Source organism: Pseudomonas sp. GW821-FHT07G10 (assembly GCF_059418545.1).
This window is the reverse complement of the sequence record NZ_JBWKQB010000021.1, coordinates 19,026-43,645: the sequence shown is the minus strand read 5'-3', so window position 1 is coordinate 43,645 and position 24,620 is coordinate 19,026. Positions and strand designations below refer to the sequence as shown.

Sequence of the window (24,620 nt, the reverse complement as noted above, 5' to 3'; positions counted from 1 at the left end):
CGTGCTCCTGCAAGGGCAGTGTTATTACATCGAACGCTTTTCAGATTCGGGGATGTAGCCCCCCAACACCGCCGGTAACAACCCGGCGCGCAAATCATTGCCGCTCGGTTGCTGATACACGCTCAAACCAAATTCCGGCAAAACCGCCAACAGGTAATCGAAGATATCACCCTGATGACGTGATGGTCACGGCGATACCTGTGCTGGTCACTATTGCGGTCAGCAATTTGCTACGTAATGCTTGTCAGCACACTGAGCAAGGCATCATCACCATTTACTTGAGCTCATCTCAAATTGTTGTGGAGGACAGCGGTACGGGGTTACCCGATGCAGTACAAGCCCGCCTCTTTGATCGGTTTGTTCGAGGTGACGATGATTTCACGGGCGGTTCGGGCTTGGGCCTATCGTCAAACGTGTTGCAGATCACCTTGGATGGGGAGTTCGACATGAACCCGACCCGAATGGCGGAAGCCGTTTCACCTTGCAGCTTCCCGATGTTGTGTAGTTTTCCGGCAACCGCAAAATTGACATACCGCACGCATACAGATTGATCCGTCAGAAAAAGACCTGCACTCCCCACCATAAGCAAGAGCACTGAATGAAAGGCATCCTTGAACACCTACGCCGTTGGGCTAGAAATCTCAAGCGTCAAACCATGGTTCTCTGGTTTTGTTATCAGCATCCACAAACCCCATGGCTGCCCAAGTGGATCTCCGTTTTTGTGGTGGCTTACGCACTGAGTCCAATCGATCTCATTCCCGATTTCATTCCTGTACTCGGCTATCTGGACGACGTAATCATTCTGCCGCTCGGCATTCTGCTCGCTATCCGATTGATGCCGCCGCTTGTGCTTGAGGCGTGTCAGCTAAAGGCTAGCGAGTGGGAGGAACGTCACGTGAAGCGCCCAGTGAGTAAAGTGGCGGCGGTGCTCATCGTTTTAGTTTGGCTGGTAGCCCTGGCGGGCGTTTGGTTAGCCTACAAACACTATTAAGTAGCAGAGTTTTTCATTGCTTTTCGGGTGTTTTTGGTAGAACGAGACAGGCGCATCCTTCACTCTTCTCTGGGAGGAGGGCGCTTGTTGATAACTGTGTGCTTTGCGCATCAAGCAGGTAAGCCCACTTGCTGCGGTTTGTTGAACTTCTTACTCCCGTTCCAACATGTCGATGATTGGGCAGGCCACCCCGTCGTTGCCAACATCACACTGCTGAACCAGTCCTCCCAACGCCTGCCGCATGGCGGCGAGGTCGGACATCTTCTGATTGATCAAGGTCAGCTTGCGGACAGCCAAGGCTCGTGTCTCGGCACATGCATGCACAGCATCGAGTCGAAGCAATCCGCTGACTTCTGCCAGCGTGAAACCGAGGGCTTGCGCCCGCTTGATGAAGCGCACGCGCTTTACCGTGTCGGGTGGGTAACGCCGATGACCGCGAAGCGGCTTTGGGGGCTCTTCCAGCAGACCGCGCCGCTGGTAATAGCGGATCGTCTCGATGTTCACGTCGGCAGCCTCCGCCAGCTTGCCGATGGTCAGTTCGGTCACCATTGCATTCTCCTTGACTCCGTACCTGAGTACGGGATCTAGAATGATACATGGGCAATCGGATTTAAGGCGTGAACAGGATGCAACTCACTGGGAAAGGCTCGTTGATCGCGGGCGTACTGGCTGCTATTGGCGCGTCGGTGTGCTGTGTCGGCCCTCTCATATTGCTAGCACTCGGCATCGGCGGAGCATGGGTAGGAAACCTGACGGCCATGGAGCCATACCGGCCCCTGTTTATCGGGTTGACGCTGTTGTTCCTTGGCCTGGCCTTGCGCAAGCTCTATGTGGTGCCACAAGTCTGCGCACCGGGTACGCCCTGCGCCGACGCTCGAACCATCAAGCGGCAGCGGCTCACGTTCTGGATCGTCGCCATATTGCTGCTCGGTCTACTCGCCGTACCGTCACTGGCCCCACTGTTCTACTAGGAGTCCCTCATGCGCAAACTACTCATGGCCATGCTGACCGCCATCCCCTTCGCAGTGCTGGCTGCAACTCCCCAGACGGTCACGCTCGATGTACAGAACATGACGTGTGAGCTGTGCCCGATCACGGTCAAAAAGTCGCTGGAAAAAGTTCCCGGAGTGAGCTCGGTCAAGGTCGATTTCGACAAGAAGACAGCCATCGTCACCTACGACGCTGACCAGTCCCAGCCCGATGCACTGACCGGGGCAACCACAAACGCTGGTTATCCTTCGACCGTCCATAAGTGAGGTTTTAATGAACACCGTCGTTCTTGAGTCCGTGCTGACCTGCCCGCAATGCGGTTTTGCCAAGCTGGAAACCATGCCTACCAACGCTTGCCAGTTTTTCTACGAATGCGGCAATTGTAAGGCGCTGTTGCGCCCTAATGCGGGCGACTGCTGTGTGTTCTGTTCGTTCGGCTCGGTGAAGTGTCCGCCGATCCAGCAGCAGCGTGAATGCTGCACGCCAGTGCACTGACCACATAGCCCTCATGCCGAAGTTTTCCCTGAACACCGGCGTAGATGCATAAAAAGCTACGCCCGTCTTGGCGGTATACCTGATAGCCAAGCACTCACCGCGATCAATTGGACGTTGTTTTCTGTGTCTTACTGTGGCGAGCCAACAGGACTTTGCCATCCCGATTTGTATCTGCCGTTCCTTCGGTTCGAGGTAGAAGCCGCCCATCGTCAAAGGCGGCAAGCGAGCGTGTTCCGTGGTGCATTCACATCAGGTTGTGTCGACGTCAACGTGACGAGGGATGTTAGACGCTTACCAACATGATGCTTTCGTTGCGGCCGGGGTCGCTCCGACACATTTTTATGAAGATCAGACCTTGGCACGGAAGGGGGATTGTCCGGCTTAAAGGCTTTACGCGAAGGCGACACTCTGGTCGTGTGGAGGCTTGACTGCTTCGCACGCAACCTCCGTCACCTGATCAATCAAACAGAGCAATCCATGAGTATCACCGGGTACGCGCAGTTCTCCACTGGTGACAATGCGGCAATCAGGCGTCGCCTAGCAGGTGCTTGCGAATTAACCCGTCCAGCGAGAGTCGGCCGGGGCCGCGCGCCAGCAGTACCAGCAGCATGGCGACCCACTGGATATGGGTTGGCCACGCCAGTGGAAAGACGAATACCTCGATGACCGTGGTCATGCCAAGCAGAACGGCGGCCGTGGGCCGGGTGAGCAGACCGAGGATCAACAGCACCGGTGACGTGAGTTCGATCGATACCGTGATATACGCCGCCACTTCCGGCGGTAGAAGCGGCAACTGGTACTCGTCGGTGAACAACGCAACGGCCGTGTCCCAGCTGGCGAGCTTGGTCATGCCCGAGTTCCAGAACACCGTAGCCACCGCTAGTCGCAACACAATGGCAAGAAACCAATAGGGAATGCGCTCGAGCCAGTGCAAGGCCCGCACGTAAAACGTGAGGGCTAGCCCGCGCGGCGCAGCCGGGTGGTTCATGGCAACTCCGTTAGCGATTGAGTTGGCCCAGACTGCGAAGCCTGGCTGAACCCGGCAAAGCACCCTTGTGCCAGGAGACTGGCCAGTGCAGCAGTGGCATCGATGCCGGGATGATCATCGAGGGCAAGGCCCAGCATGCATCCCGAACACAGCGCACGGCTAAAGCGCCAGACCATCCCGTCGACACGGTCAACCCGAACGCCAGAGCCCCTCCTCTGAACCATCAGGTAGGTCGGACAGCCCGACAGGTCGATCGCCGTCAACGCCGCCTCATCATCCATGAGTACCGCATGCCAGATCGTGTCAGCAGGGTAGCCGGTTCGAATCATGCTGACGGATGGGTGAGGCACAAAGCTGAGCCAAGCGTATTGCGTAGCCTCGACTGCACGCAGCGACGCAATCGTCAGCGCCGGTGCATCGGCTGCGTGGAGGGCGCAGCTGACGGCCCATTCGAGTTGTGCCACATCGGACAGGTAAGGCACCGAAGCGCACGGCGCAAACCGTCCGAGAAAGGCCGAAAAATCGCCGCCGAACTCATTGAGGTAGCTGCTGCGGGGCGGCCGCTGCGTGATGTACTCGCGTGCCGCCGCGTCGAAGAATTCAGTGCCCACCAGCCGGTCGACAGCCGGGTAAGACAGGCGAAGCGCGCGTATCAGGGTTTGCGCGAAAGTGTTCCGGTAGACCGACAGACGCTCCTGCGCAGCGATCCCGTTGGCAACGACGTGTGCCACGGCATCGACGTTGTCACAATCGACGATGCTGCGCCGCACCGCATCCTGCAACTCACGCAAGGACGGCATGATCGTTCCTTGGCGCTGAATGCGCGAGGTAGCGCTCGGCGTGTGTGGCCTCTTCGATCAACACGTCCAGCGAAGGGATATGGGTGTCCCACTCGATTAAAGTCGGAACCGGGCCGAAGCGGGCCAGCGCTTCTTCATAGAGCGCCCAGACGGCAGGTGCGACACGCGAGCCATGGTCGTCGATGCGCAGCATGGCGCCGGAATCGAGCGCCACGACTGAGTGGCCCGCCAGATGTATCTCGCCGATCGCGGCCGGTGGTAGTGCCCGCAGGTAGGCCGACGCATCCCAGCCATGGTTCTGCGCGCTCACATAGATGTTGTTGACGTCGCACAGAATCCCGCAGCCCGTACGTGCGGCGACGGTCGACAGAAACTCCCATTCCGGAATCGTCGAATGACTGAACTGCAGGTAGGTTGAAGGGTTCTCGACCAGAATTTGCCGACCCAGCCGCGTCTGCGCCTGCTCGACGTGCTGACAGACGACGTCGAGCGCCTCTTCCGTCATCGGTAGTGGCAGGAGATCGGCGAGATACGTCTGTCCGACTACGCTCCACGACAGGTGTTCCGAGATCAGGCCGGGTTCGATGCGCTCGCTTGCACGGCGCAGGCGCTCGAGATGGATGGGGTCGAGTCCGTCCGCGCTACCCAGTGACAGGCCGATCCCGTGAAACGAGACCGGATAGTCGCGCCGCAGCGTTTCCAGATAGTGTAGCGGCGTGCCGCCCCCCATGTAGTTTTCTACGTGCACTTCCAGCCAGCCGACCGGTGGATGGATATCGACGAAGATCTGATGATGCGGGAAGCGCAGCCCGACCCCCGCCGAAGGCGGGATCGGGCCGGACGTCGCGCACCGGCCGGATTGAGACAGACTCATGGCCGCGCTCTCCGTCGATCAGGTGGATTTCATTGCCCCGCCCGCGATCTTGCCGCACACCCCGGCGGGCAATAGCACGAACGATTTCGTGTCGCGCGCCTGGCTGGCCTGGCCGGCGCAGGAATGGGTGCCTTCGGCACAGTCGTTTTTTGCGACGGCATTGATCCCGTAGCATTTTTCGAGGTGATTTTTCTGCATTTTCATCATGTTTTCTTTCACCATCGGTGGCGCATTCGACATGTCTTTCATCTCCTGCGCACCGGCCGGTAAACCCTGCATGGCGAGCGCCAGCCCCATCGCGGCAGACAACGTGGTGGCGGCGTAAAGTCGACGGTTCATAGCTCAGGATCCTGACGTGAGCGGCCTCGATGCGAGACCGGTATCGAATACTTCGTCAGCGGCGGCAAAAGGTTACAGGTCGACCACGAAGGACGCATTGCCTGCCGCGAGACAGCCCGATCAGCGAAGGGCGCACACCGTCCGTTCTGGCACCAGGTAGCGCCGGCACAGTGAAAGCAAGGTCATGAATAGCAGTACGCTGCCAAATTGCCAGACGATCACCATCAACGCGGCGTCTTCCGGATGGAAAAGCCGCAATGCCACGTTGGCGAGCGCCGCAGACGCCAGGCTGCCCCACCACACCGCACAGGGGGCGGGCAGGCGTGCACCACGCCGGATCGCAAGCACGATCGCCAGTGCCGGGACAGCGCCGGTCATCGCGATGGCCGGCAGGCACATGAGGTCGGAATGAAACGCCATCCCGCTCAACCCCAGGCGCATCCACTCGTCCCAGCACTGATGGCCCAGGGTCGCGATCCATAGGGTCAGCGGAGCCATGGGTGTCCACTGCTTCCAGCCCGGCTCACCCGGCACACAGGTGACGAGCGCGGCCCAGCCAGCTATTAACGCCGTGGCCAGCGACGCCAGTTCCTGCGTCAGGAAAACCGGCTCGGCGAACTTCACCCCGATATCCGGACGCATCCCCATTGCGGCGACCATAAGCGCCATGACTGGCACCGACACGGCAAGCCACCCGATCAAACGCCAGGCGGGGGGCAGCAGGCGTCGAACCGGCTTCAGATCCGCCGCAAGCACATCAATGAGTTCATCGGTTTTCATGTCACTTCATCAGCAGCAGGTCGTGAAGTCTTTTCAACGCCCGATGAGTGGCCACCTTGAGCGCTGCAATGCTCATCCCGGTCGCTGCCGACGCCTCCTTGAGCGACATTTCCCGCTGCTTGAGCAGTTCGATCGCCTGCCGCTGGCCTTGAGGAAGCGAGGCGATAGCCTTTCCCAGCGTTTCCGTGTCCACCGGGGGTTCGTAAGTATCATTCGTCGGCTCGACCGCAAAGGTTACGTCGAGCGCGTCAACCACGAGTTCTTTGCGGTCTGTCCGCGAGCGGCGCCTCACGCCGTCCACGAGGCGCCGCCGCAGGATCGCCAGCAGCCACGGCATGAAAGGGCGAGTCGGATCATAGGTATGGCGGATCAAATGAAGCGTCAGCAGCGTGTCCTGGACTACGTCCTCAATATCGGCGGGTCTGCCCATCGGCCATCCCTGGCGGGCCAGCCGACGCAGGATCGGGGTAACCTCGCGCAGTAGTCGCGTGTATTTTGCCTGATCGCCAAGCTGGGCCGCAGCCATCAACGACGCCAGATGTGAATCGTCTTGATGCATCGCACGGGTTGTCCTCAAGGATGTCTCAAGAGTCAGTCGTGCTCGACTATCGGAGTGAGCAGCCATGGCCTCGACAAGGCCTGGCCCAAAGCCGTTGGCCAAAGCGAACGACTTGAAACCCCTGGAGAGGAGACAGTACAACTGTAGCTCAAGGCCCTTGGACAGTTACTCGAAAATCGGTATACAACCAGTAAAGTGAGATACCCGCGCCAGCGCGGTGTCGGTGCCGGAACGCATGTCCATAGGTTCGGTGGCGAGCCGGATGGATTCGCCAGGTTCACGAGTCGACAGCTGCATGAATGTGCTACCGGGGCTCCATAATCCGTAGTACCGGGTGCCCGTCGATATCCTTGAGCGGAAAATACGAACGGTGCGTCGCGGCATCGACGGCAACGACGTGCGCATGCGGGCCCACGCTGCCATGGCCGACTTTCGTGACGACTGTGTCCTTGACGTGGAACATCGACACAATACCGGCCTCTGCGGCCACATAAAGTGTGCTCAGCACAGGATCGAACGCAAGCACATCAGGGGTTCCCCCCGTATCGAACTCCTGGATAACCCGCATTGTGTGCATGTCCAGTACAAGGAGCTTGTCGTTACCTTGGCACGCGATAAAGGCAAGTCGGTCACGCGGATCGATCCACAAACCATGGTTGCCGCGCGCCCCCGGCAGATCAATGCGCGCCACAATTTGGTCGGTCGCGGGATTGATCTCGATAAGTTGCCGACGTGTCTGGATATTGACGAAGATGTGTCGTGATACCGCGTCATATTGTGTGTTGCCGACTTCACCTCCCAACGGAATCGTCGCAATACGCATGTTGGTGCGTACGTCGATCACCGTTTCGGTCTCGCCGTTTTCGTTCGATACGTAAAGCTTGTGAACGTCGGGCGCATAAGCCATGCCGTCGGGATAGATGCCGCCCGGTATGCGACTGACAACAGCCAGGGTCGCTTCGTCAATCGCAACGATTTCGTTGGTGCCTGTCGCCGACGCATAGACGCGCGACAACTCAGCAATAGCGAGCACACCGTGTACCGACGAGACGTTCGCAATGCGCCCAACGACGCGGGACTCACGCATGTCAAAGGCGATAACTTCGCCGTCACCAAGATGTGCGATGAACAACAGCTTGCGCTCTGGATCGTAGCTCTCGTAGTCGAGCCGAGTGGCGCCACCGGGCAATGGAATGTCGGTGACGTGCCTCAGTGGCAAGTCGCTAGTCGGCGGCTCGTCTGCCGCCTGACAGTAACGAAGGCTTGCGAAGTCCATAACGGCTAGCGCAGTCAACAGGGCGGCGAGGACTGGCAGAGCGAAACGTCGATTGTGCCGTATGTTCATGAGACCCTCTTCTGCTCGGGCAGGGCGGGTTCAATCGCCCTGCCTTTGTCCCAGTCATGCAGGATTAGAACGTTCAGTGTTCCGCTGATCATGAGCCTGGCCCAGCTCTGGGCTGCAGTGTGAACAAGCCTCTTCACATCTGTGGAGGCCAGTTATGCGACTCGCCCTGACACTCCTTGCACCAGGCATACAGCGCGTCATACATGATCAAACCCTGTGCCAGCATTTCGTGGTCATCGGCATAGCGCTGCGATAGCCCCAGTGAAATCGCGTACAGCCCGGCCGACTGCGGCGTCAGGTCCAGGCGGGAGGTATCTGCGCCGCGCACGATTCTGGCCAAATGCTGCAAGGCGGGATCACTGAGCTGATACTTCTTCAGGAACGCATCGAAGCTGCATAGCTCTCCTTCGTGGGAAAGCTCAACACCCGGAATATCGTAAGGCGTTGCGTCTTTCTCAGCGGCAATCTGCAGAACCTCCCTGCTGGGCACGTACAAAAACTCGGCCTCGGGGTCGATGAAACGGGTGATCAGCCAGGGACAGGCAATACGGTCGATCTTGGGTCGTTCGCGAGTAATCCACCTCATGGAACACCTCCTGCCTAACTCGGTAGGCTGGGTGATCTGGCGGGCCCGATGCCCGCCAGAGAACTGTTGATCACCCCACGCTCGCTAACGCAGCAGATGCACTGCCAAACCAATGAGCGCACAGGCCATCAGTACCTGAATCACGCCACGCTTGAAGCGAAACAAGGCAATCGCGGCGGCAATCGCGATTAGCGCAGAGGGCCAGTCGAGGGGGCCGCTGAACCCTTTGGGCCACAGCACGTGATAGCCGAAGAACACCGCCAGATTGAGAATCACCCCCACTACCGCCGCAGTAATCCCGGTAAGCGGCGCGGTGAACTTGAGTTCGTTGTGAGTCGCCTCCACCAGCGGGCCGCCGGCGAGAATGAACAGGAACGAAGGCAGGAAGGTGAACCAGGTCACCAGCGAGGCCGCGAGGGCACCGGCCAGAAATACCTGATCGGCACCGAACACCTGCGAGACATAGGCGCCGACAAAACCGACGAAAGCCACCACCATGATCAGCGGCCCCGGCGTGGTTTCCCCCAGCGCCAGGCCATCGATCATCTGTGTCGGGGTCAGCCAGCCATAGTGACCGACTGCGCCCTGGTAAACATAAGGAAGCACTGCATAGGCGCCACCAAAGGTCAGCAACGCGGCCTTGGTAAAGAACCAACCCATCTGGGTCAAGGTACCCTCCCAGCCAAACAGCGTGGTCAGGATCCCCATCGGCAGCGCCCACAGCGCTGCGCCGACGAGTGCCAGCAGCGCCAGTTTTGACCAGCTGAATCGGGCATGGTCGGGGGATGGAGTGTCGTCATCGATCAAGGCCGGGCCATAGGATTTTTTGGCTGTGCCATGGCCTCCGATCCTGAATTTCTCGGGAGCAAAACGGCCACCCAGGTAGCCAAGCAACGCCGCACTCAGCACGATCAGCGGAAAGGGCACATCAAATGCAAATATTGCCGCGAACGACGCCGCCGCTATGGCCCACAGCCAATTGTTCTTCAGTGCGCGCGAGCCGATTCGATGCGCCGCCTGCACCACGATGGCCGTTACAGCGGGCTTGATGCCATAGAAGAGTCCGGCCACCACCGGTACGTCGCCGAAGGCGATGTACATCCAGGACAACGCGATCAGGATGAACAGCGAGGGCAGTACAAACAGCCCCCCGGCGATCACTCCACCCCAGCTTCGATGCATCAGCCAACCGATGTAGGTTGCCAGCTGTTGAGCCTCTGGCCCAGGGAGCAACATGCAGTAGTTGAGGGCATGCAGAAATCGCCGTTCCGATATCCAGCGCCGCCGCTCGACCAATTCCTGGTGCATGATCGAGATCTGTCCCGCGGGCCCGCCGAAACTGATGAAACCGAGCTTGAGCCAGAACCAGAATGCCTCACGCAAACTGACCGCCTCAGGTCTTGGCAGATCCTCTTCAACGACTGATGGGGAAACCTTACTCATTGGGTTGTTCCTCATTGACAAACGCTGCGAGCAGGCCGTCGAAGATGGCGCTGGCAGCCGCCAGCAGATGGTCGTCATGGGGAATGGTTTCGCGTAGCCCTGCCAGCACCCGTTCGATGCCGGCAGCCTCCACTGGCTGGATCCCCCCAACATCGAGGTAGTGCACCAGGGCAGCAATGCGCCCCAGACCGGGCTCCTGGATTTCAAAACTGGCTTGCAGGGTTTCAAAGGTCACACGGTTGCCGACATGACTGAAAGTTGCGTCATCGAAGTCGAAACCCAGCGCATCGGCTGGGCAGTCTTGTGGGCTATTCAGCCAGAGGATCCGAGCGTGTGGGTCAATGAAGCGTCGAATCAGCCAGGCGCAAGCCAGTCGGTCGACCCAGGGCCGCTGACGAGTTGCCCATATGCGTCCCTGAAAGTCACCTGGACTCAGCGGCACTATTGGCTGGTCGCGGCTGTGGGGTTCGTCTGCAGACAACGCTCTGCTGACAGCGCTCTCAAGCTCCTGCAACGCCGAGTCGGTCTGCTGCTTCGGCTTGCCAGGAAAGTAATCAATAGTGGTCAGTTGTTCGTAGGCTTTGCGTAGCTTGCGAATCTGCTTGGTGGACGCCAGTGCATTCTCGGTATTGAGCTGTGCCCGGCAGGCTTCGATCTCAGCGCCTAGCTTGCTGTACTCATCACTGCGGTCGAACAACTCTACGAAGCGTTCGCCATTGGGGTCGACGACAGGCAGGACGTAAGCGGTGCCATTGATGGCCAGGATATCGCGCTCGACAGAGGCCAGCGCTTCACGACAGGCGCTGGTGTCCGGCAACAGATAGGCACCATCGCGTAACACCGCAGCTCCGCAAGCTTTCAGGGCACGCCAGGCGCGCATACGCTCGGTGGCGTTTGCGGTCGGTAGGCCAAGGATCAAAGTGAGCCAATTTTTCATGTAGAGACACATTCAAAAATAGTTTGTTTCTCTACATTATTCTTGTGCCGCACGATTGAAAAGCCCTTAATGCTCGTTATCACGGCGATTGGATTGTGTCAGTCGTGATGGTGTCGAGAGCTGCGTGTGGTTCAGGTGCTTTTATGGAATTGATGGGATAAGTGCAGAGTCAAGACTTCGACACTCATGCCAACAGGGATCAGGCTCTTGCCTGCGGCAAGACAAGCGGATGCTCGAACTGACTACCGAGGCGTTACGCGAAGCGGATATCGGACAGATTCTGGCAGTCATTTGCAGTATTTCCGAGCAAACGAATCTCTTGGCATTGAATGCCGCCATTGAGGCAGCAAGGGCAGGGGAGGCGGGACGCTGCTTTGCAGTGGTTGCTGATGAAGTTCGCAGGCTGGCACATCGTACTCAGCAAGGCCTCTCAGATTACCTTGCGGCAAAAACAGTAAACGAACTTCTGCTCATGGCCCCCTGGTGTATGGTGAGACTCTTTTTCATGCCCAAGCATGACAAACGGCTCACCAAATTCGGCATGAAGCTCATCGGCATCGTAACGCATTACCGGCAAGCCGCTGCATTTGCTTGGCCCATCTTCTGCGAAGGTTGCCACGATGACCAGACCGCCAGGTTTAACCGCCCCAAGCACCACCTGGACATATGCATGTCGCTCTTGTGCCGTGGTTAAAAAATGAAATACGGCCCGGTCATGCCACACATCGTAGGCGTTCGAATCAAGCCTGGTTTCGATGATATTGGCTTCTAGCCACTGTACCTTCGAAGCCTGGACGCCGAGCCTGGTTTTTGCAGTGGCAAGCGCTGCCCCGGAAAGGTCAAGCACCGTGACGTTTTCATAGCCGTTAGCCAAGAGATCATCAACCAGCGTTGATGCGCCGCCGCCAACATCAATGATCGAAGCCTTAAGCGGTACACCCGCCTCTCGAATCAACTTGAGTGAGAGTGCGGCATGCTCTTGAAACCAACTAACCTCATCGGCGGCTTTGGTCGTGTAGACGTTTTCCCAGTGATCCTTGGATTGCATAGTTGTTTCTCTGGGCTGTTTTTGCGAAATAGAGAGGGTCACGCGCCTGCTCTCCACGGTTGGTACTGCTCACGTTGTGCCTTGTTGATCGCGCTTTCAAATTCCCCGTATATGCAGCACCGGTTGTGCAATCCAGTCAAGGCGTCAGCTTTGGCCAGGTAATCCGGCATCACTCTGGGCGGTTGGCTGGGCGGGGCACTGCAGTGGCATTTCGCTGCAATGTGGTTGCTGGTTTTCAACGGCCTCGTCTATTTGATCATCAATGTTGCCAGTGGCCGTCTGTTCCGTCGCTTTTTCCCGGTATCACACCAAAGGTGTGGTGCATGACCTATGGGCGGCGTTGAGGTTTACGTGGTCATCGCGACCTTTATCGTCATTGCTCGAAGGTGGGACTGTCAGATACACCACGTCATCGTTCATCGCGGGCAAGCCTTGCTCCTGCAAGGGCAGCGTTATTACATCGAACGCTTTTCAGATTCGGGGATGTAGCCCGCCCCCAACACCGCCGGTAACAACCCGGCGCGCAAATCATTGCCGCTCGGTTGCTGATACACGCTCAAACCAAATTCCGGCAAAACCGCCAACAGGTAATCGAAGATATCACCCTGGATTCGCTCGTAATCGGCCCAGACGGTGGTGCGGGTGAAGCAGTAAATCTCCAGCGGAACGCCTTGGGCGGTGGTTTGCATCTGCCGGACCATGCAGGTCATGCCGGGTTGAATCTGCGGATGACTCTTCAGATAAGCCAATGCATAAGCGCGGAAGGTCCCAATGTTGGTCATGCGCCGACGGTTAGCCGACATCGCCGCGACATTGCCCTGGGCTTCGTTCCAGCTTTTGAGCTCCGCCTGTTTACGGACGATGTAGTCGGTCAGCAAGCGGATCCGGGTCAGTTTCTGTTCTTCCTCATCATGCAGAAAGCGCACGCCACTGGCGTCGATGAACAGGCTGCGCTTGATCCGCCGACCGCCGGACTGCTGCATGCCGCGCCAGTTCTTGAACGACTCGGACATCAAACGCCAGGTCGGAATCGAGACGATGGTTTTATCAAAATTCTGCACTTTGACGGTATGCAGGGTGATGTCCACTACGTCGCCGTCGGCGCCGACTTGCGGCATTTCGATCCAGTCGCCGACCCGCAGCATGTCGTTGCTGGTCAGCTGTACGCCTGCGACGAACGACAACAAGGTGTCCTTGTAGACCAACAAAATCACCGCCGACATTGCACCCAGACCGGATAACAGGAGCAGCGGCGAGCGGTCGATCAGCGTCGCGATAATGATGATCGCGCCACAGACAAACAGCACCATCTTTGCCAATTGCACGTAGCCCTTTATCGAACGGGTCTTGGCGTGATCGGTGCGTGCGTAGATATCCAGCAAGGCGTTGAGCAGGGCGCTCAAGACCAACAACTGGAACAGTATGGTGAAGGCCAGCGCCACGTTGCCGAGGAAATGCTGGCTGGCCTTGCTCAACTCCGGCACCAGGTTCAGGCCGAACTGGATCACCAGCGACGGCGTCATCTGCGCCAGGCGATGAAAGACTTTGTTGTGCCGCAAATCGTTGAGCCAATGCAACGCCGGTTGTCGACCGAGCAATTTGACTGCATGCAAAATGAGATAGCGTGCCACTCGTCCGAGGCCTAACGCGATCACTAACAGCAACGCCAGCGCCAGGCCGGAGTGCAGGAGTGGATGCTGATCGAGAGCCCCCCAAAGGTCTTGGGCGTTGAGCCAGAGCTGTTTGATATCCATATGCCAAAACGATTCTTGTGTAGGACCAAAGGGGTCGATTAGAGCATTTAAGACCACCAAAGTTACGTTCCGGGACAAAGTCGCTAACAAAAAAGCATCTGTTTGCTGCCGTTTGAACAAAGAAACTCGGCCTTGGCGCTCGAAACCGTTACCCTATGCAGCTGTTTTTTTGTATTTCTTCGAGGTAGCACCCGTGTTTTCCGAATTCGCCCTGCACGAACGCCTGCTCAAAGCCGTGGCCGAGCTTAAATTTGTCGAGCCAACGCCTGTGCAGGCAGCGGCTATCCCGCTCGCGCTCCAAGGGCGTGACCTGCGGGTGACGGCTCAAACCGGTAGCGGCAAAACCGCTGCATTCGTTTTGCCAATCCTCAACCGTTTGATCGGCCCGGCCAAAGTCCGCGTCAGCATCAAAACCCTGATCCTGCTGCCGACCCGCGAGCTGGCCCAGCAGACCATCAAGGAAGTTGAACGCTTTTCGCAGTTCACGTTCATCAAATCCGGCCTGATCACTGGCGGCGAAGACTTCAAGGTCCAGGCTGCCATGTTGCGCAAGGTGCCGGACATCCTGATCGGCACCCCGGGCCGGATGATCGAGCAGCTGAACGCCGGCAACCTCGACTTGAAAGAAGTCGAAGTGCTGGTGCTCGACGAAGCTGACCGCATGCTCGACATGGGCTTTGCCGAAGACGTACAGCGTCTGGTCGACGAATGCACCAACCGTCAGCAGACCATGCTGTTCTCCGCCACCACCGGCGGTTCGGGCCTGCGCGAGATGATCGCCAAGGTGCTGAACAACCCTGAGCACTTGCAGCTCAATGCCGTCAGCCAGTTGAACGACACCACTCGTCAACAAATCATCACCGCTGACCACAACCAGCACAAAGAACAGATCGTCAATTGGCTGCTGGCCAACGAGACGTATCAGAAGGCGATCATCTTCACCAACACCCGCGCCATGGCCGACCGTATCTATGGCCGACTGGTGGCACAGGAATACAAAGCCTTCGTGTTACACGGCGAAAAGGACCAGAAAGACCGCAAACTGGCGATCGACCGTCTGAAGCAGGGCGGCGTGAAAATTCTTGTGGCCACCGACGTCGCCGCTCGCGGCCTGGACGTCGACGGTCTGGACATGGTGATCAACTTCGACATGCCGCGCAGCGGCGACGAATACGTTCACCGTATCGGTCGTACCGGTCGCGCCGGCAATGATGGCCTGGCCATTTCGCTGATCTGCCACGGCGACTGGAACCTGATGTCGAGTATCGAGCGCTACCTGAAGCAGAGCTTCGAGCGCCGTACCATCAAGGAAGTCAAAGGCACCTACGGCGGACCGAAAAAGGTCAAGGCTTCGGGTAAAGCCGTTGGCGTGAAGAAGAAAAAGACCGACGCCAAAGGCGAGAAGAAGAAAACCGGCGCCAAGGCACCCACCAAGCGCAAGATCGCCAACCGACCGAAAACCGACGCCCTGTCGCTGGTCAGCAAGGACGGCATGGCACCGCTCAAGCGCCGCAAGCCAGAAGCACCGGCCGCGGAATAACGCGCCGTAGCGAAAAATAAAAAGCCCGGACATTGATTGTCCGGGTTTTTTTTTCAAAAAGATCGCAGCCTTCGCCAGCTCCTACGGTTAGACGCAATCGCTTTTGTAGGAGCTGGCGCAGCCTGCGATCTTTTGCGCCTGGTTTTTTGCGTATCAGCTGTCAGCCTTTGCCATTGCGCTATCCAGTTCCTTCAGGCGTTTGTCGATCAGTTGGCATTTGTCCGGCAAATCTTTGCTCGGATGCCCAAATCCATCTTTTGTAGCTCAACGTTGATCTCTTTGTCTTTGGCCGGGTTCTGCTCGATGATCCTGGTCACCTCCTTGGCCGGTTGCTCGCATTTGGCCGTCGCCTCTCCTGAGTACAGGCCCAGGTGGGCAGGGCGTAGATCAAGGTGGCAGCGAGGGTCATCCTCAGGCGTTAAAGAGGGGTTGCAGGCAAGGCTTGGGCAGAATGATAGCCAGTCGCCTTTATCGCGACTGGCGAAGTGCTGCGAAGGTTATTTAGGCGGGTAGTTGGACAGGACCTTGGCCACGGTTTGCTGAATCGCCATATTGCTTTCGCTTGGGCCGGGCGAGTAATTGTTCATGACCTGTTCGGCGCTGCCACGCCAGACCAGTTTGCCGTCCCGGCCATCGAGCATGTCGACCTGGATGGTTGCCACTTTGTAGTCGTAGCTGCGAGTTTCGTAGTACATCGGGGCCGCCCAACGATTGCCCCACATACCGTAGTTGGTGGCGGTGTACTGTTGCTGACGATTCTCCACAATCAAATAGGTTTGTATTTTGAGGTCACCCTTGCTGCTGCCCTGGGCCGGGCGCAGCCCGCGCTGGTCCAACTGCTCGCTGACGGCCTGGCGGATACGCTGCTCGGTCAGGTCGCTCTTGATTCGGGGGTCGTCCGGGCGGTATTGCAGGGCAGGCTCTTCCCATGTCCAGCTGCGGAAGGCAGTAAAATCGCGGCTCGCGTCGTAGTCTTGGCTGATGCGGTTGGTCTGGCAGGCGCTGAGCAAAATGGCCAGTGAAAGTAAACCGACATGGCGGAACATGATGGTTCTCCAGTTACGTTAGAGCATGGGCAGTTTCAAAAAACGATCCGCTCTAACTAAAAGGATACGCCGTCAGGGCCTTTTGAACAGCGTTGTCTCGTCCTGAATAAGGTTTACACCTGTTTAAGGACTAGACACAGTTCTGACAGATTCGATCAGGCGATAACTATCCTGACACCGAGGGTTCCTTCTCGCCCGCAGCGCCCGCTGTACTGGCTATTGCAAACGCCACGGCACAAGCCAGTAACGAGAACACAGCGAAAGCACCCATCAGATACAGATAAGGCAACACATGATTCCACGCTCGAGCTACGCCCAGGAAAGCGGCGAATAGCCAGCCGCTCATGGAGAACGCCCCCAATAGAGCAAGGCGGATACGGGCGCAGCTGTCTAACAGGACGAAGGGAGCCTTTTGCAACAGTGGGAAACCGACTCGATGCAACAATGCGCCGTTCAGGCTAAGCAGCGCGACGATGCTCACCTTGGCCCAGAGCTTCTGATTGAGCAGATACGCGACCCCGTCATCGTGGTAACCCTGGAGCACCAACAGCAGGCCGCTTCCCCAAAGGGCCAGCAACGCGAGGGTGGCAATCTTTTGAGTTTCCTCCAGATACTCACGCCGCCCTTGATCCAGAACTTCCTTGCGCCAACTCCAAAGCTTGTGATCGGCCAGTAACACCCGGCCCAGGGCAATACAAGTGGCGAGCAGATGACCGTAGACGAGTAGCATTTTAAGCATTGCCTTGACCTTGTTTTTATTTGGGTCATGCACTCCCTGCGCCCTAAAATTGAAACTAAATGATACATATTCATATTTGCATCTGCAAGTTCGGGTCCGGTCACCTGTCCGGGATCGCTTGCTCAGTTCAACACCCACGATCTAAGGGGTGGGCGCTGTTTAGAGCGCTTTCACCGGTATGCAAATCTCACATTCCAGTACACCGGTTTTCTCATCGTATTGGGCATCCACCGGATACCGTTCAAAGCACGGCCGGGCATCGAACTGCATCCCGCTTTTGGGCATCCAGTCACGGCAGAGTTCGGTCCAGGCGTCCGCGATGTCCGGGCCTTTGCCTTTGAATTGGGCGATGGCGTAGAGGCCGCCTGGCAGGGTGGTGACGGCGGCGTCTTCGCTGGCGCCGAAGCTGTCCGGGACTTCAACGCAGGCGTCGTAGCGGCACTTTTCGGGGGGCGTGGTGAACGGGTCGTCGTGGCCGATACCGTAGCGTACCCGTTGCAGCAGGTTGTTTTCGATCATCCACGGGGCAACGGCTTCGCGCCAGAACGTGCCGATGCCCGGGCCGTAGGGGCCGGTGTAGCGCATGTAGGCTACGCGCGCGGGGGGTAGCTCTCTGAGGGTGACGTTCATCATCTGGTCCTTCATGTGAGTGAAGGCGTCAGGATCGGCCAAGTTTGTGGCCTGTGCCTGATCAGGATTGCTCAATTGCTGCTGGCGTCGTTCGCGGATGCCGGCCAGACGCTGATCCCAGCGCCCGGGTTCGGTGGTGCGCCAGGTGCTCGGGGTGACTGAGAAGTGTTGCTTGAAGGCACGGGAAAAGGCTTCGCCGGAGCTGAAGCCGACTTCCAGGGCGATCTCCAGAATTGAGGCGTCGGGTCTGTTGGCCAGTTGCTGAGCAGCGCAGGCCAGTCGGCGTCGGCGCAGGTAATCGCCGAGGGTTTCGCCGACCCACGCGGTGAAAAGCCGATGAAAGTGCCAAGGCGAGAAGTGTGCGATTTGCGCCAGATCGGCCAGCTCCAGCGGTTGGTCCAGATGCCGGTCGATATGCTCCAGCACCCGGTTCATTCGACGCGTGTATTCGCAGAGGCTGTGGTAGGCGCGAGTCATGGTGGGGAAGTTTACATCGGTGGTGGATGTGGGGTTGGGGCGCTCAAGTATTTGTGTTGACGGTGAGGCCGTCTTCGCGGGCAAGCCTCGCTCCTGCAAGGGTACGCGGTCACTGTAGGAGCGAGGCTTGCCCGCGATGGCTATTGAACTGACAACGCAGGACCTATTGGCTTCATTCGCAACAGCAGCTTGATGAACCCCTGATCGCCGGTTCGTCCTCATAACGATGATGCTTCATCAGCTGTCAGCCTTTGCCGCTGCGCTATCCAGCTCCTTCGGAAGTTTGTCGATCAGCGTGCTTTTACCGCTATGCACATTTCGAGCTCCAGCATGTCGGCGTTCTCATCATAGGTCGCATCTACCGGGTAGCGCTCAAAACAGGGCCGAGTGTCGTATTGCAGGCCGCTGCCGGGCATCCAGGTGCTACAGAGTTTGCCCCAGGCGGCGGCGATATCCTTCCCGGAACCTTTGAAGTGGGCAACAGCGTAGAGGCCGCCGGGCAGGGTGGTGACGGCGGTGGGGTAGGTGGCGTTGAAGGTGTCAGGGACTTCGACGCATGCGTCGTAACGGCAACGGTGGGGTGGGGTGGTTTTCGGGTTGTCGTAGCCGATGCCGTAGCGCACTCGATGCAGCAGGTTGTTTTCGATCATCCACGGGGCGACGGTTTCGCGCCAGAACGTGCCGATGCCCGGGCCGTAGGGGCCTGTGTAGCGCATGTAAGCTACGCGAGCAGGTGGCAGTTCTTCGAGGGTGACGTTCATTATTGTTTTCCTTTGCTGAGTCGTCAGGGCGCAGCTCATGCAGATTTTTTGTGTTTAGCCCTCGGGCCTCTTCGCGGGCCAGCCTCGCTCCTGCGATGATCGCGTACCCCGTAGGAGCGAGGCTGACCCGCGATGGCGATTGAGTCGTCAACACAGCCCTTTGTGGCTGAACACTCAATTCATCGGCCTCACTCGGAACAACAGCTTGACGCCCCCTTGACTGCCGGTTCGTCTTCGTAGCGATCATGGTGGCGGACCCACTCCATGATTTCGTCTTCGTTACGTCCTTTTGGCGTCAGGTCGAGGAAGTTGTAGGCGCCGATCAGCAGGTCCAGCCCGCGTGCATAGGTGGAGTAGGTGTGGAAGATCTCGCCTGCGTCGTTGCGATAGAACACGCTGAGTCCGGGCATTTCGCCTGCGGTGCTGGTGCTTTTTTCGTAGTTGTAGACGGCGGTGCCGGCCGCGAGTTCTTCACCGCTGATGGTCACTTTGAAGTCCGCGTTGAAGTCGCTGCCGGCTGATGACACCCAGTTGAACTTCCAGCCCATGCGCTTCTTGAACGGCTGGAATTCGGCCAGGGGGGCGTGGGAAACCACCGCCAGCGCCACATCATGGTGGGCAAGATGCTGGTTGGCGCCGTCGATGTGATCGGACACGAACGAGCAGCCCCGGCAGCCTTCTTTCCAGCCTGCCGCGAACATGAAGTGATAGACGATCAGTTGGCTGCGACCGCCGAACAGGTCAGCCAGGCTTAGCCGTCCGTCGGGACCTTCGAAGCTGTAGGGTTTGTCGATTTTCACCCAAGGCAGTGCGCGGCGTTCGGCACTGAGTTTGTCCCGTTCCCGGGTGAAGGCTTTTTCGTGAAGCAAATGCTCTTTGCGTGCCGCGATCCACTCTTCGCGGGACACGACCTTGGGCTGTGGCTGTTGCCAAGTGTTCATGATCTTTCCTCCTGCGATGGTTGCAGCGCTTTGCCGCGAGGTTATTTACACAGCCTAGTCGTTTGGCCGAGGCTGAAATCGACAAGGCGCCCAGCGGTTTTGCCGCTCAATACTCAACAGGTTGAATCCCTGGCCGAACGTCTCCCTGATTTACCCCTGCCGCCCAGCCTTCAAACACTTCAACGTGCTGAAACTACTGCGCAGACCATTGATCTTCGTCACTAGATGCTGGCGTTGATCCGGTGTGCTTTGGGCCATCAGGTCCACCAGCAGGCTGCGGGCCGCTTGTTCCGCCTGGCTGTAGGCCTGTCGATAGGCGGGAGTCCATAAACTCTCGGGATTAACCAGAAGTTGCTCGATGCGTTGTGGGAAGTCGCTGCTCCGACGCTGCTCCACGGCTGCACTGAATTGCGCCTGCCAATGGGCGCGGTTGGCGACCCTTTGCTGGTTCTGATCGCGCAATGAGTTCGACCAGGCAACCACGCGTTGTTCCTGACTCGGAGTGAGGGGGCCAAACCAGTCATTCAGGCGTTTATCCATCCGTTCGCTACGTTGTTTGATCTGTTGTTCCAGGGAGGGTTTGAGGTAGAGGTTCTGACGTTTGCGCAGGTCTTTGGCAAATGCCAGGTCCATTTCTTCGACCTGTTGATCGTCAAGGCCTCGAAGCAACTCGATGGCCGAGGGGGTGATTTCCCGGGCGGTTTGTGCGATGGCCTGCCTGGCTTCCTGGATTCGGGCTTGCAGGGCGGCGTCGGTGATCTGATCGGTTTCGACCATGTGTTGCAGGCGAACCAGCCAGTCGAGGTAACCGGGCAGTTGCGTGCGGCAATGCCAATCGAGATGTTCCTTGAGCTGCTCGTTGAACCAGCTTTTTTGCTCGGTGTTCATGTCCAGATAATCGCTGAGCGTCCAGGGAATGATCACGTCGAGGTTGCGGTAGGTCATGCTCACGCGATTACAGCCGGACAGCACAAGGCTCAACATCAGCAACAAGGTGAAGTGTTTCAACCGGTGCGACATGGGCCAATCCTTGCGAAGTGTGGAGCAGGAGCCACGCAATTGATTGAAGCGCCCAACCTGGAGGTGCGCAAGCATTCCGGCGAATCCTCGGCAGAGAGGTCTGTTCGTCGATTTCTGCAAGATTGATTAACTGGCGGGGTGTTGCGGGGAGGGCTCTAGTCCTAGCGCTTCGAGGCTCAAAGCGCTTAGGGACCAGGGGGTGACACGGGGGTATTACTTTTTGCCAAGGGTAATTTGCTTGGACGGGCCGAAAGTCTGGCCGCTGACGCCTTTGGCAATTTGCTGGATTTCGCCGCCGGATTTCAGGAAAGCAGCAATCTGGTCGTTGATCGATTCGCTGGTTTCAACGGCTGGAGCTGGCTTTGCTTTGCTGTTGGATGCTTTTACACGCATGGCGGCCATTAACCTGTAGAAAATTAACTTGGCCAGGCATCGTACAGGAAATACTTGACAATTGCTTGGTAAATATCCCCTGAAATGACCAGGCGCACAGGTCGATGAAGCATAAGTTGATTTTCGCAATAAGCGGCTAAGCTGCTGTTTTAACTAAAAACCTTGGTGGAAATTATCAGCGGTGGACATCCTCGCGTCAGGGGAAAGCCACTCGATTGGTCTGACGAGCGGGCCCGCATTTGCCCCCAAGGCCAGGAAAATCAAGGCCCGCGGAGGTTTTTCATCTGCCATCCGGCTGGTCGCAGAACTGTACCGGCAAACTCGGGTAGAATGCCGCCCACGCAATGAGGGTATTGGAAATGGCTTTAGTCGGGCGCTACAACAGCTTGCAAGTGGTTAAACACACTAACTTTGGTTTGTATCTGGACGGTGGGGCGGACGGTGAAATTCTGTTGCCCAATCGTTATATTCCCAAAGATATTCCCAGTGAAGATGAAGACTGGCTCAACGTTTTTATTTATCTGGACAGCGATGACAAACTCATCGCAACTACTGAAAAGCCGAAAGTTCAGGTCGGCGATTTTGCCAGTCTGAAAGTCGTTGAAGTGAACAGTATCGGGGTTTTCCTCGATTGGGGTCTGCCCAAAGACCTGCTGCTGCCGTATTCCGAAGAAAAACGCCAGATGACGGCCGGCGAATATTGCGTGGTGCATGTCTACCTCGACAAACACACCCGCCGTATTACCGCCACCGCGCGCCTTGACCGCTACCTGGACAAAACCCCGGCTAACTACCAGGTCGGTCAGGAAGTTAATTTGCTGGTGGCCGAAGCAACCGATATGGGTTTCAAAGCCATTATCAATAACAAGCACTGGGGCCTGATCCACAAGAACGAAGTGTTCAAGTTCATGCGCGCCGGCAAGGAGGAGAAAGGCTTCATCAAAGAAATCCGCGCTGACGGCAAGATCAGCCTGAGCCTGCAGCCGGTGGGTGAAGAAGCGTCCAGCAGTCTGAACTCGAAGATCCTTGCCAAGCTGCGCGAAAACAACGGTACCTTGCCGGTCAGCGACAAGAGCGACCCGGCGGTGATCAGTGGCTTGTTTGGCGTGAGCAAGGGCAACTTCAAAAAGGCCATTGGTGCGCTCTACAAGAACGGACAGATCGTGATTCATGCCGACCGTATCGAGCTGAGCTGATCCCGAGGGCCGGTAAGCCCGCTCCCATGGACTGTGCATAACCTGTGGCGAGGGGGCTGCCCCTCTCGCCACAGGTCTTGTGTCCTGCTATCGGCTTAACGGGTGCTTACCCGAAGCGCTCAATACTTTCCCTTGTCTGTTGTATACAGTTCTACTGCCTATCTCCCTTCCCCCATCTCAAGCCTTTCATGCACTGTTAACAGGCGCTTGCGCACTGTCTATGGGCATTTAGCCGGCGAAGTGTTTGCTGTCGATCCCCTGAATCAATTGCCGGTTCGCCGTTTAAACACCTGCCTTGCAGCCATATAAGCCACAGGTTTTAACGGTATGGCACGCATTCTGCGTACTGACTCGTATACAAACTGTGCCAGCTCCCGTACGCAGTGTGATTGAAAGGTCAATCGCGAGGGCTGAGCCTGTACTTTCGAGGAGTCACGCGATGACCGAGCAACTACCCAACGGCTATAGCCCCCGCCTGTATAACCAGGACCTGGGGCCGCTGCCGCAGAAATGGAACTGGTACAACATCTTTGCCTTCTGGATGAGCGATGTGCACAGCGTCGGCGGCTATGTGTTCGCCGCCAGCCTGTTTGCCCTGGGGCTGGCCAGCTGGCAGGTATTGATCGCCTTGCTGGTCGGGATCTGCATCGTGCAACTGATTGCCAATCTGGTGGCCAGACCGAGCCAGCAGGCAGCGGTGCCATATCCGGTGATTTGTCGCTTGGCCTTTGGTGTGTTCGGGGCGAATATTCCGGCGGTGATTCGCGGCTTGATCGCGGTGGCCTGGTACGGGATTCAGACCTACCTGGCCTCCAGCGCACTGATCATTGTGGTGCTGCGGTTTTTCCCCGCGATGGCGGCTTTTGCTGAGCCGCATTTTGCCGGGTTGTCCTACCTTGGATGGTTCGGATTCCTGAGTCTGTGGTTCGTTCAGGCGCTGGTGTTCTGGACCGGTATGGAGTCGATCCGGCGTTTTATCGACTGGGCCGGGCCGGTGGTCTACGGCGTCATGTTCATGCTGGCCGGCTGGATTGTCTGGAAGGCCGGCTGGAGCAACATCAGCTTCACCCTGGCGGAAAAGTCGCTGTCCGGCTGGCAAGCTTTCGGCCAGGTGATCGTGGCGACGGCGCTGGTGGTGTCGTATTTCTCCGGGCCAACCCTGAACTTCGGCGATTTCAGCCGCTACTGCCGCAGTATGCGGGACGTGCGGCGCGGCAATTTCTGGGGCCTGCCGGTGAATTTCCTGGCGTTCTCCCTGGTGACCGTGGTGATTGTGTCCGGGACCCTGCCAGTGTTCGGCGAGATGCTCCACGACCCGATCGCCACCGTGGCGCGAATCGACAATAACGTGGCAGTTTTGCTGGGCGCTTTTGCCTTTGTCACCGCGACCGTTGGCATCAACATCGTCGCTAACTTCGTCTCGCCAGCCTTCGATTTCGCCAACATCGCACCGAGCAAGATCAGTTGGCGGGTCGGCGGCATGATTGCTGCCGTGGCCTCGATCTTCATCACGCCGTGGAACCTGTTCAACAATCCGCAAGTGATCCACTACACCCTGGATGTGCTGGCGGCGTTCATCGGGCCGTTGTTCGGGATTTTGCTGGTGGATTACTACCTGATCAAAAAACAGCAGATCGAGGTCGACGCGTTGTTCGATGACAGTCCCAACGGACGTTATTACTACAACGGCGGGGTGAACTGGACCGCCGTCAAGGCACTGGTGCCGGCCACCGTCGCGGGCATTGCCATCACCTTTACCCCGGTCTTGCTGCCGATGGCTAATTTCGCCTGGTTCACGGGCTGCTTGCTCGGCGGCTTGCTGTTCTATGTCCTGGCGCGGCGCGAGCAGGCACCGCTGCGGGCAGCACAGGCCACAGCGGTTTCTCGCTGAGGCGCCTTGCTTCGCGCAAGTTGGCACAGCAATGCGGTTGGTCACTAAACGTCAACA

Annotated in this window: 28 protein-coding genes and 4 pseudogenes; 10 read left to right on the top strand and 22 right to left on the bottom strand. The window is 57.8% G+C overall.

Annotated elements, in window-relative coordinates:
• Positions 1-24: 24 nt before the first annotated feature.
• A pseudogene (locus tag AC07O1_RS21300) lies at positions 25-180 on the bottom strand (mechanosensitive ion channel family protein); the annotation flags it as partial.
• Positions 181-200: 20 nt separating this feature from the next.
• Between AC07O1_RS21300 and AC07O1_RS21295 the strand changes: the two are divergent.
• Both AC07O1_RS21295 and AC07O1_RS21290 read left to right on the top strand, forming a co-directional pair.
• Positions 201-551, top strand: a complete 351-nt coding sequence (locus AC07O1_RS21295) for a sensor histidine kinase (RefSeq protein WP_495090015.1) — start codon at positions 201-203, stop codon at positions 549-551.
• 47 nt (positions 552-598) lie between these two features.
• Positions 599-991, top strand: coding sequence for a YkvA family protein (locus tag AC07O1_RS21290; protein WP_495090014.1), 393 nt, complete (start codon positions 599-601; stop codon positions 989-991).
• A gap of 150 nt (positions 992-1,141) precedes the next feature.
• Here the strand turns inward: AC07O1_RS21290 and merR are convergent, their stop codons facing one another.
• Positions 1,142-1,540 carry a mercury resistance transcriptional regulator MerR gene (merR, locus tag AC07O1_RS21285; RefSeq protein ID WP_494994630.1) on the bottom strand — a complete coding sequence of 133 codons (399 nt, stop codon included), beginning with the start codon at positions 1,538-1,540 and terminating at the stop codon, positions 1,142-1,144.
• A 77-nt stretch (positions 1,541-1,617) separates the two neighbouring features.
• On the opposite strand from merR, the gene AC07O1_RS21280 reads away from it, so the two are divergent.
• The 3 genes from AC07O1_RS21280 to AC07O1_RS21270 are packed head-to-tail and all read left to right on the top strand — an operon-like array spanning position 1,618 to position 2,476.
• Complete coding sequence (locus AC07O1_RS21280) at positions 1,618-1,962, top strand: mercuric transporter MerT family protein (protein WP_495024376.1); 345 nt, start codon at positions 1,618-1,620, stop codon at positions 1,960-1,962.
• A gap of 9 nt (positions 1,963-1,971) precedes the next feature.
• Complete coding sequence (merP, locus tag AC07O1_RS21275) at positions 1,972-2,247, top strand: mercury resistance system periplasmic binding protein MerP (RefSeq protein ID WP_495090013.1); 276 nt, start codon at positions 1,972-1,974, stop codon at positions 2,245-2,247.
• Between the two features lie 7 nt (positions 2,248-2,254).
• Positions 2,255-2,476, top strand: a complete 222-nt coding sequence (locus AC07O1_RS21270; RefSeq protein WP_495011632.1) for a GDCCVxC domain-containing (seleno)protein — start codon at positions 2,255-2,257, stop codon at positions 2,474-2,476.
• A gap of 526 nt (positions 2,477-3,002) precedes the next feature.
• Here AC07O1_RS21270 and AC07O1_RS21265 read toward each other — a convergent pair.
• The 10 genes from AC07O1_RS21265 to AC07O1_RS21220 form a co-directional block, all read right to left on the bottom strand.
• Entirely contained in the window at positions 3,003-3,464 is a 462-nt protein-coding gene (locus AC07O1_RS21265; protein ID WP_495090012.1) for a DoxX family protein, read from the bottom strand.
• The gene (locus AC07O1_RS21260) at positions 3,461-4,264 is read right to left on the bottom strand and encodes an HvfC/BufC family peptide modification chaperone (RefSeq protein WP_495090011.1); all 804 of its coding nucleotides are present in this window, start codon (positions 4,262-4,264) and stop codon (positions 3,461-3,463) included. Before AC07O1_RS21260 ends, AC07O1_RS21265 begins: the two co-directional genes overlap by 4 nt.
• Complete coding sequence (gene bufB, locus AC07O1_RS21255) at positions 4,248-5,138, bottom strand: MNIO family bufferin maturase (protein ID WP_495090010.1); 891 nt, start codon at positions 5,136-5,138, stop codon at positions 4,248-4,250. Before bufB ends, AC07O1_RS21260 begins: the two co-directional genes overlap by 17 nt.
• An 18-nt stretch (positions 5,139-5,156) precedes the next feature.
• Positions 5,157-5,477, bottom strand: a complete 321-nt coding sequence (gene bufA1, locus AC07O1_RS21250) for a BufA1 family periplasmic bufferin-type metallophore (protein WP_494994637.1) — start codon at positions 5,475-5,477, stop codon at positions 5,157-5,159.
• Between the two features lie 120 nt (positions 5,478-5,597).
• Positions 5,598-6,257 (bottom strand): NrsF family protein, encoded by a 660-nt coding sequence (locus AC07O1_RS21245; RefSeq protein WP_495090009.1) that lies wholly within the window; start codon positions 6,255-6,257, stop codon positions 5,598-5,600.
• A 1-nt stretch (position 6,258) separates the two neighbouring features.
• The gene (locus AC07O1_RS21240; protein ID WP_495090008.1) at positions 6,259-6,816 is read right to left on the bottom strand and encodes a sigma-70 family RNA polymerase sigma factor; all 558 of its coding nucleotides are present in this window, start codon (positions 6,814-6,816) and stop codon (positions 6,259-6,261) included.
• 304 nt (positions 6,817-7,120) lie between these two features.
• On the bottom strand, positions 7,121-8,161 hold the full coding sequence (locus tag AC07O1_RS21235) for a YncE family protein (protein WP_495090007.1): 1,041 nt from the start codon (positions 8,159-8,161) through the stop codon (positions 7,121-7,123).
• A gap of 133 nt (positions 8,162-8,294) precedes the next feature.
• On the bottom strand, positions 8,295-8,747 hold the full coding sequence (locus AC07O1_RS21230) for a chromate resistance protein ChrB domain-containing protein (RefSeq protein ID WP_495090006.1): 453 nt from the start codon (positions 8,745-8,747) through the stop codon (positions 8,295-8,297).
• Positions 8,748-8,831: 84 nt separating this feature from the next.
• Positions 8,832-10,190 carry a chromate efflux transporter gene (chrA, locus tag AC07O1_RS21225; RefSeq protein WP_495090005.1) on the bottom strand — a complete coding sequence of 453 codons (1,359 nt, stop codon included), beginning with the start codon at positions 10,188-10,190 and terminating at the stop codon, positions 8,832-8,834.
• Complete coding sequence (locus AC07O1_RS21220; protein ID WP_495090004.1) at positions 10,183-11,127, bottom strand: chromate resistance protein ChrB domain-containing protein; 945 nt, start codon at positions 11,125-11,127, stop codon at positions 10,183-10,185. The genes chrA and AC07O1_RS21220 overlap by 8 nt, the downstream gene beginning before the upstream one ends.
• Before the next feature lie 268 nt (positions 11,128-11,395).
• Between AC07O1_RS21220 and AC07O1_RS21215 the strand changes: the two are divergent.
• Positions 11,396-11,551 (top strand): annotated as a pseudogene (locus AC07O1_RS21215) (methyl-accepting chemotaxis protein); the annotation flags it as partial.
• A 6-nt stretch (positions 11,552-11,557) separates the two neighbouring features.
• Here AC07O1_RS21215 and AC07O1_RS21210 read toward each other — a convergent pair.
• A complete protein-coding gene (locus AC07O1_RS21210; RefSeq protein WP_495090061.1) occupies positions 11,558-12,175 on the bottom strand; it encodes a class I SAM-dependent methyltransferase in 618 nt (205 codons plus the stop codon).
• A gap of 168 nt (positions 12,176-12,343) precedes the next feature.
• Here AC07O1_RS21210 and AC07O1_RS21205 point away from each other — a divergent pair.
• Positions 12,344-12,521, top strand: a pseudogene (locus AC07O1_RS21205) (cytochrome b/b6 domain-containing protein); the annotation flags it as partial.
• 109 nt (positions 12,522-12,630) lie between these two features.
• Here the strand turns inward: AC07O1_RS21205 and AC07O1_RS21200 are convergent.
• On the bottom strand, positions 12,631-13,929 hold the full coding sequence (locus tag AC07O1_RS21200; protein WP_495090003.1) for a mechanosensitive ion channel family protein: 1,299 nt from the start codon (positions 13,927-13,929) through the stop codon (positions 12,631-12,633).
• A gap of 193 nt (positions 13,930-14,122) precedes the next feature.
• Between AC07O1_RS21200 and AC07O1_RS21195 the strand changes: the two genes are divergently transcribed.
• Complete coding sequence (locus AC07O1_RS21195; RefSeq protein WP_495011649.1) at positions 14,123-15,469, top strand: DEAD/DEAH box helicase; 1,347 nt, start codon at positions 14,123-14,125, stop codon at positions 15,467-15,469.
• A gap of 153 nt (positions 15,470-15,622) precedes the next feature.
• On the opposite strand, the pseudogene AC07O1_RS21190 reads toward AC07O1_RS21195, so the two are convergent.
• The 8 genes and pseudogenes from AC07O1_RS21190 to AC07O1_RS21155 all read right to left on the bottom strand — a co-directional run bounded on the left by AC07O1_RS21190 (position 15,623) and on the right by AC07O1_RS21155 (position 21,485).
• Positions 15,623-15,878, bottom strand: a pseudogene (locus AC07O1_RS21190) (hypothetical protein).
• Between the two features lie 88 nt (positions 15,879-15,966).
• Positions 15,967-16,515 carry a DUF4136 domain-containing protein gene (locus AC07O1_RS21185; RefSeq protein ID WP_494994646.1) on the bottom strand — a complete coding sequence of 183 codons (549 nt, stop codon included), beginning with the start codon at positions 16,513-16,515 and terminating at the stop codon, positions 15,967-15,969.
• Between the two features lie 166 nt (positions 16,516-16,681).
• Positions 16,682-17,254, bottom strand: coding sequence for a hypothetical protein (locus AC07O1_RS21180; RefSeq protein WP_495090002.1), 573 nt, complete (start codon positions 17,252-17,254; stop codon positions 16,682-16,684).
• 159 nt (positions 17,255-17,413) lie between these two features.
• The gene (locus tag AC07O1_RS21175) at positions 17,414-18,361 is read right to left on the bottom strand and encodes an AraC family transcriptional regulator (RefSeq protein ID WP_495090060.1); all 948 of its coding nucleotides are present in this window, start codon (positions 18,359-18,361) and stop codon (positions 17,414-17,416) included.
• Positions 18,362-18,651: 290 nt separating this feature from the next.
• Positions 18,652-19,122, bottom strand: a complete 471-nt coding sequence (locus AC07O1_RS21170) for an AraC family transcriptional regulator (RefSeq protein ID WP_495090001.1) — start codon at positions 19,120-19,122, stop codon at positions 18,652-18,654.
• 188 nt (positions 19,123-19,310) lie between these two features.
• A complete protein-coding gene (locus AC07O1_RS21165; protein ID WP_495090000.1) occupies positions 19,311-20,063 on the bottom strand; it encodes a DUF899 domain-containing protein in 753 nt (250 codons plus the stop codon).
• 150 nt (positions 20,064-20,213) lie between these two features.
• A complete protein-coding gene (locus tag AC07O1_RS21160) occupies positions 20,214-21,083 on the bottom strand; it encodes a DUF6279 family lipoprotein (RefSeq protein ID WP_495089999.1) in 870 nt (289 codons plus the stop codon).
• A gap of 213 nt (positions 21,084-21,296) precedes the next feature.
• Positions 21,297-21,485 carry a PFL_1563 family small protein gene (locus AC07O1_RS21155; RefSeq protein ID WP_030131898.1) on the bottom strand — a complete coding sequence of 63 codons (189 nt, stop codon included), beginning with the start codon at positions 21,483-21,485 and terminating at the stop codon, positions 21,297-21,299.
• A 350-nt stretch (positions 21,486-21,835) separates the two neighbouring features.
• On the opposite strand from AC07O1_RS21155, the gene AC07O1_RS21150 reads away from it, so the two are divergent.
• Positions 21,836-22,672, top strand: coding sequence for a CvfB family protein (locus AC07O1_RS21150; protein ID WP_494994652.1), 837 nt, complete (start codon positions 21,836-21,838; stop codon positions 22,670-22,672).
• 439 nt (positions 22,673-23,111) lie between these two features.
• Positions 23,112-24,563: an NCS1 family nucleobase:cation symporter-1 gene (locus tag AC07O1_RS21145; protein ID WP_495011659.1), complete on the top strand. Its 1,452-nt coding sequence runs from the start codon at positions 23,112-23,114 to the stop codon at positions 24,561-24,563.
• Positions 24,564-24,620: the final 57 nt, after the last annotated feature.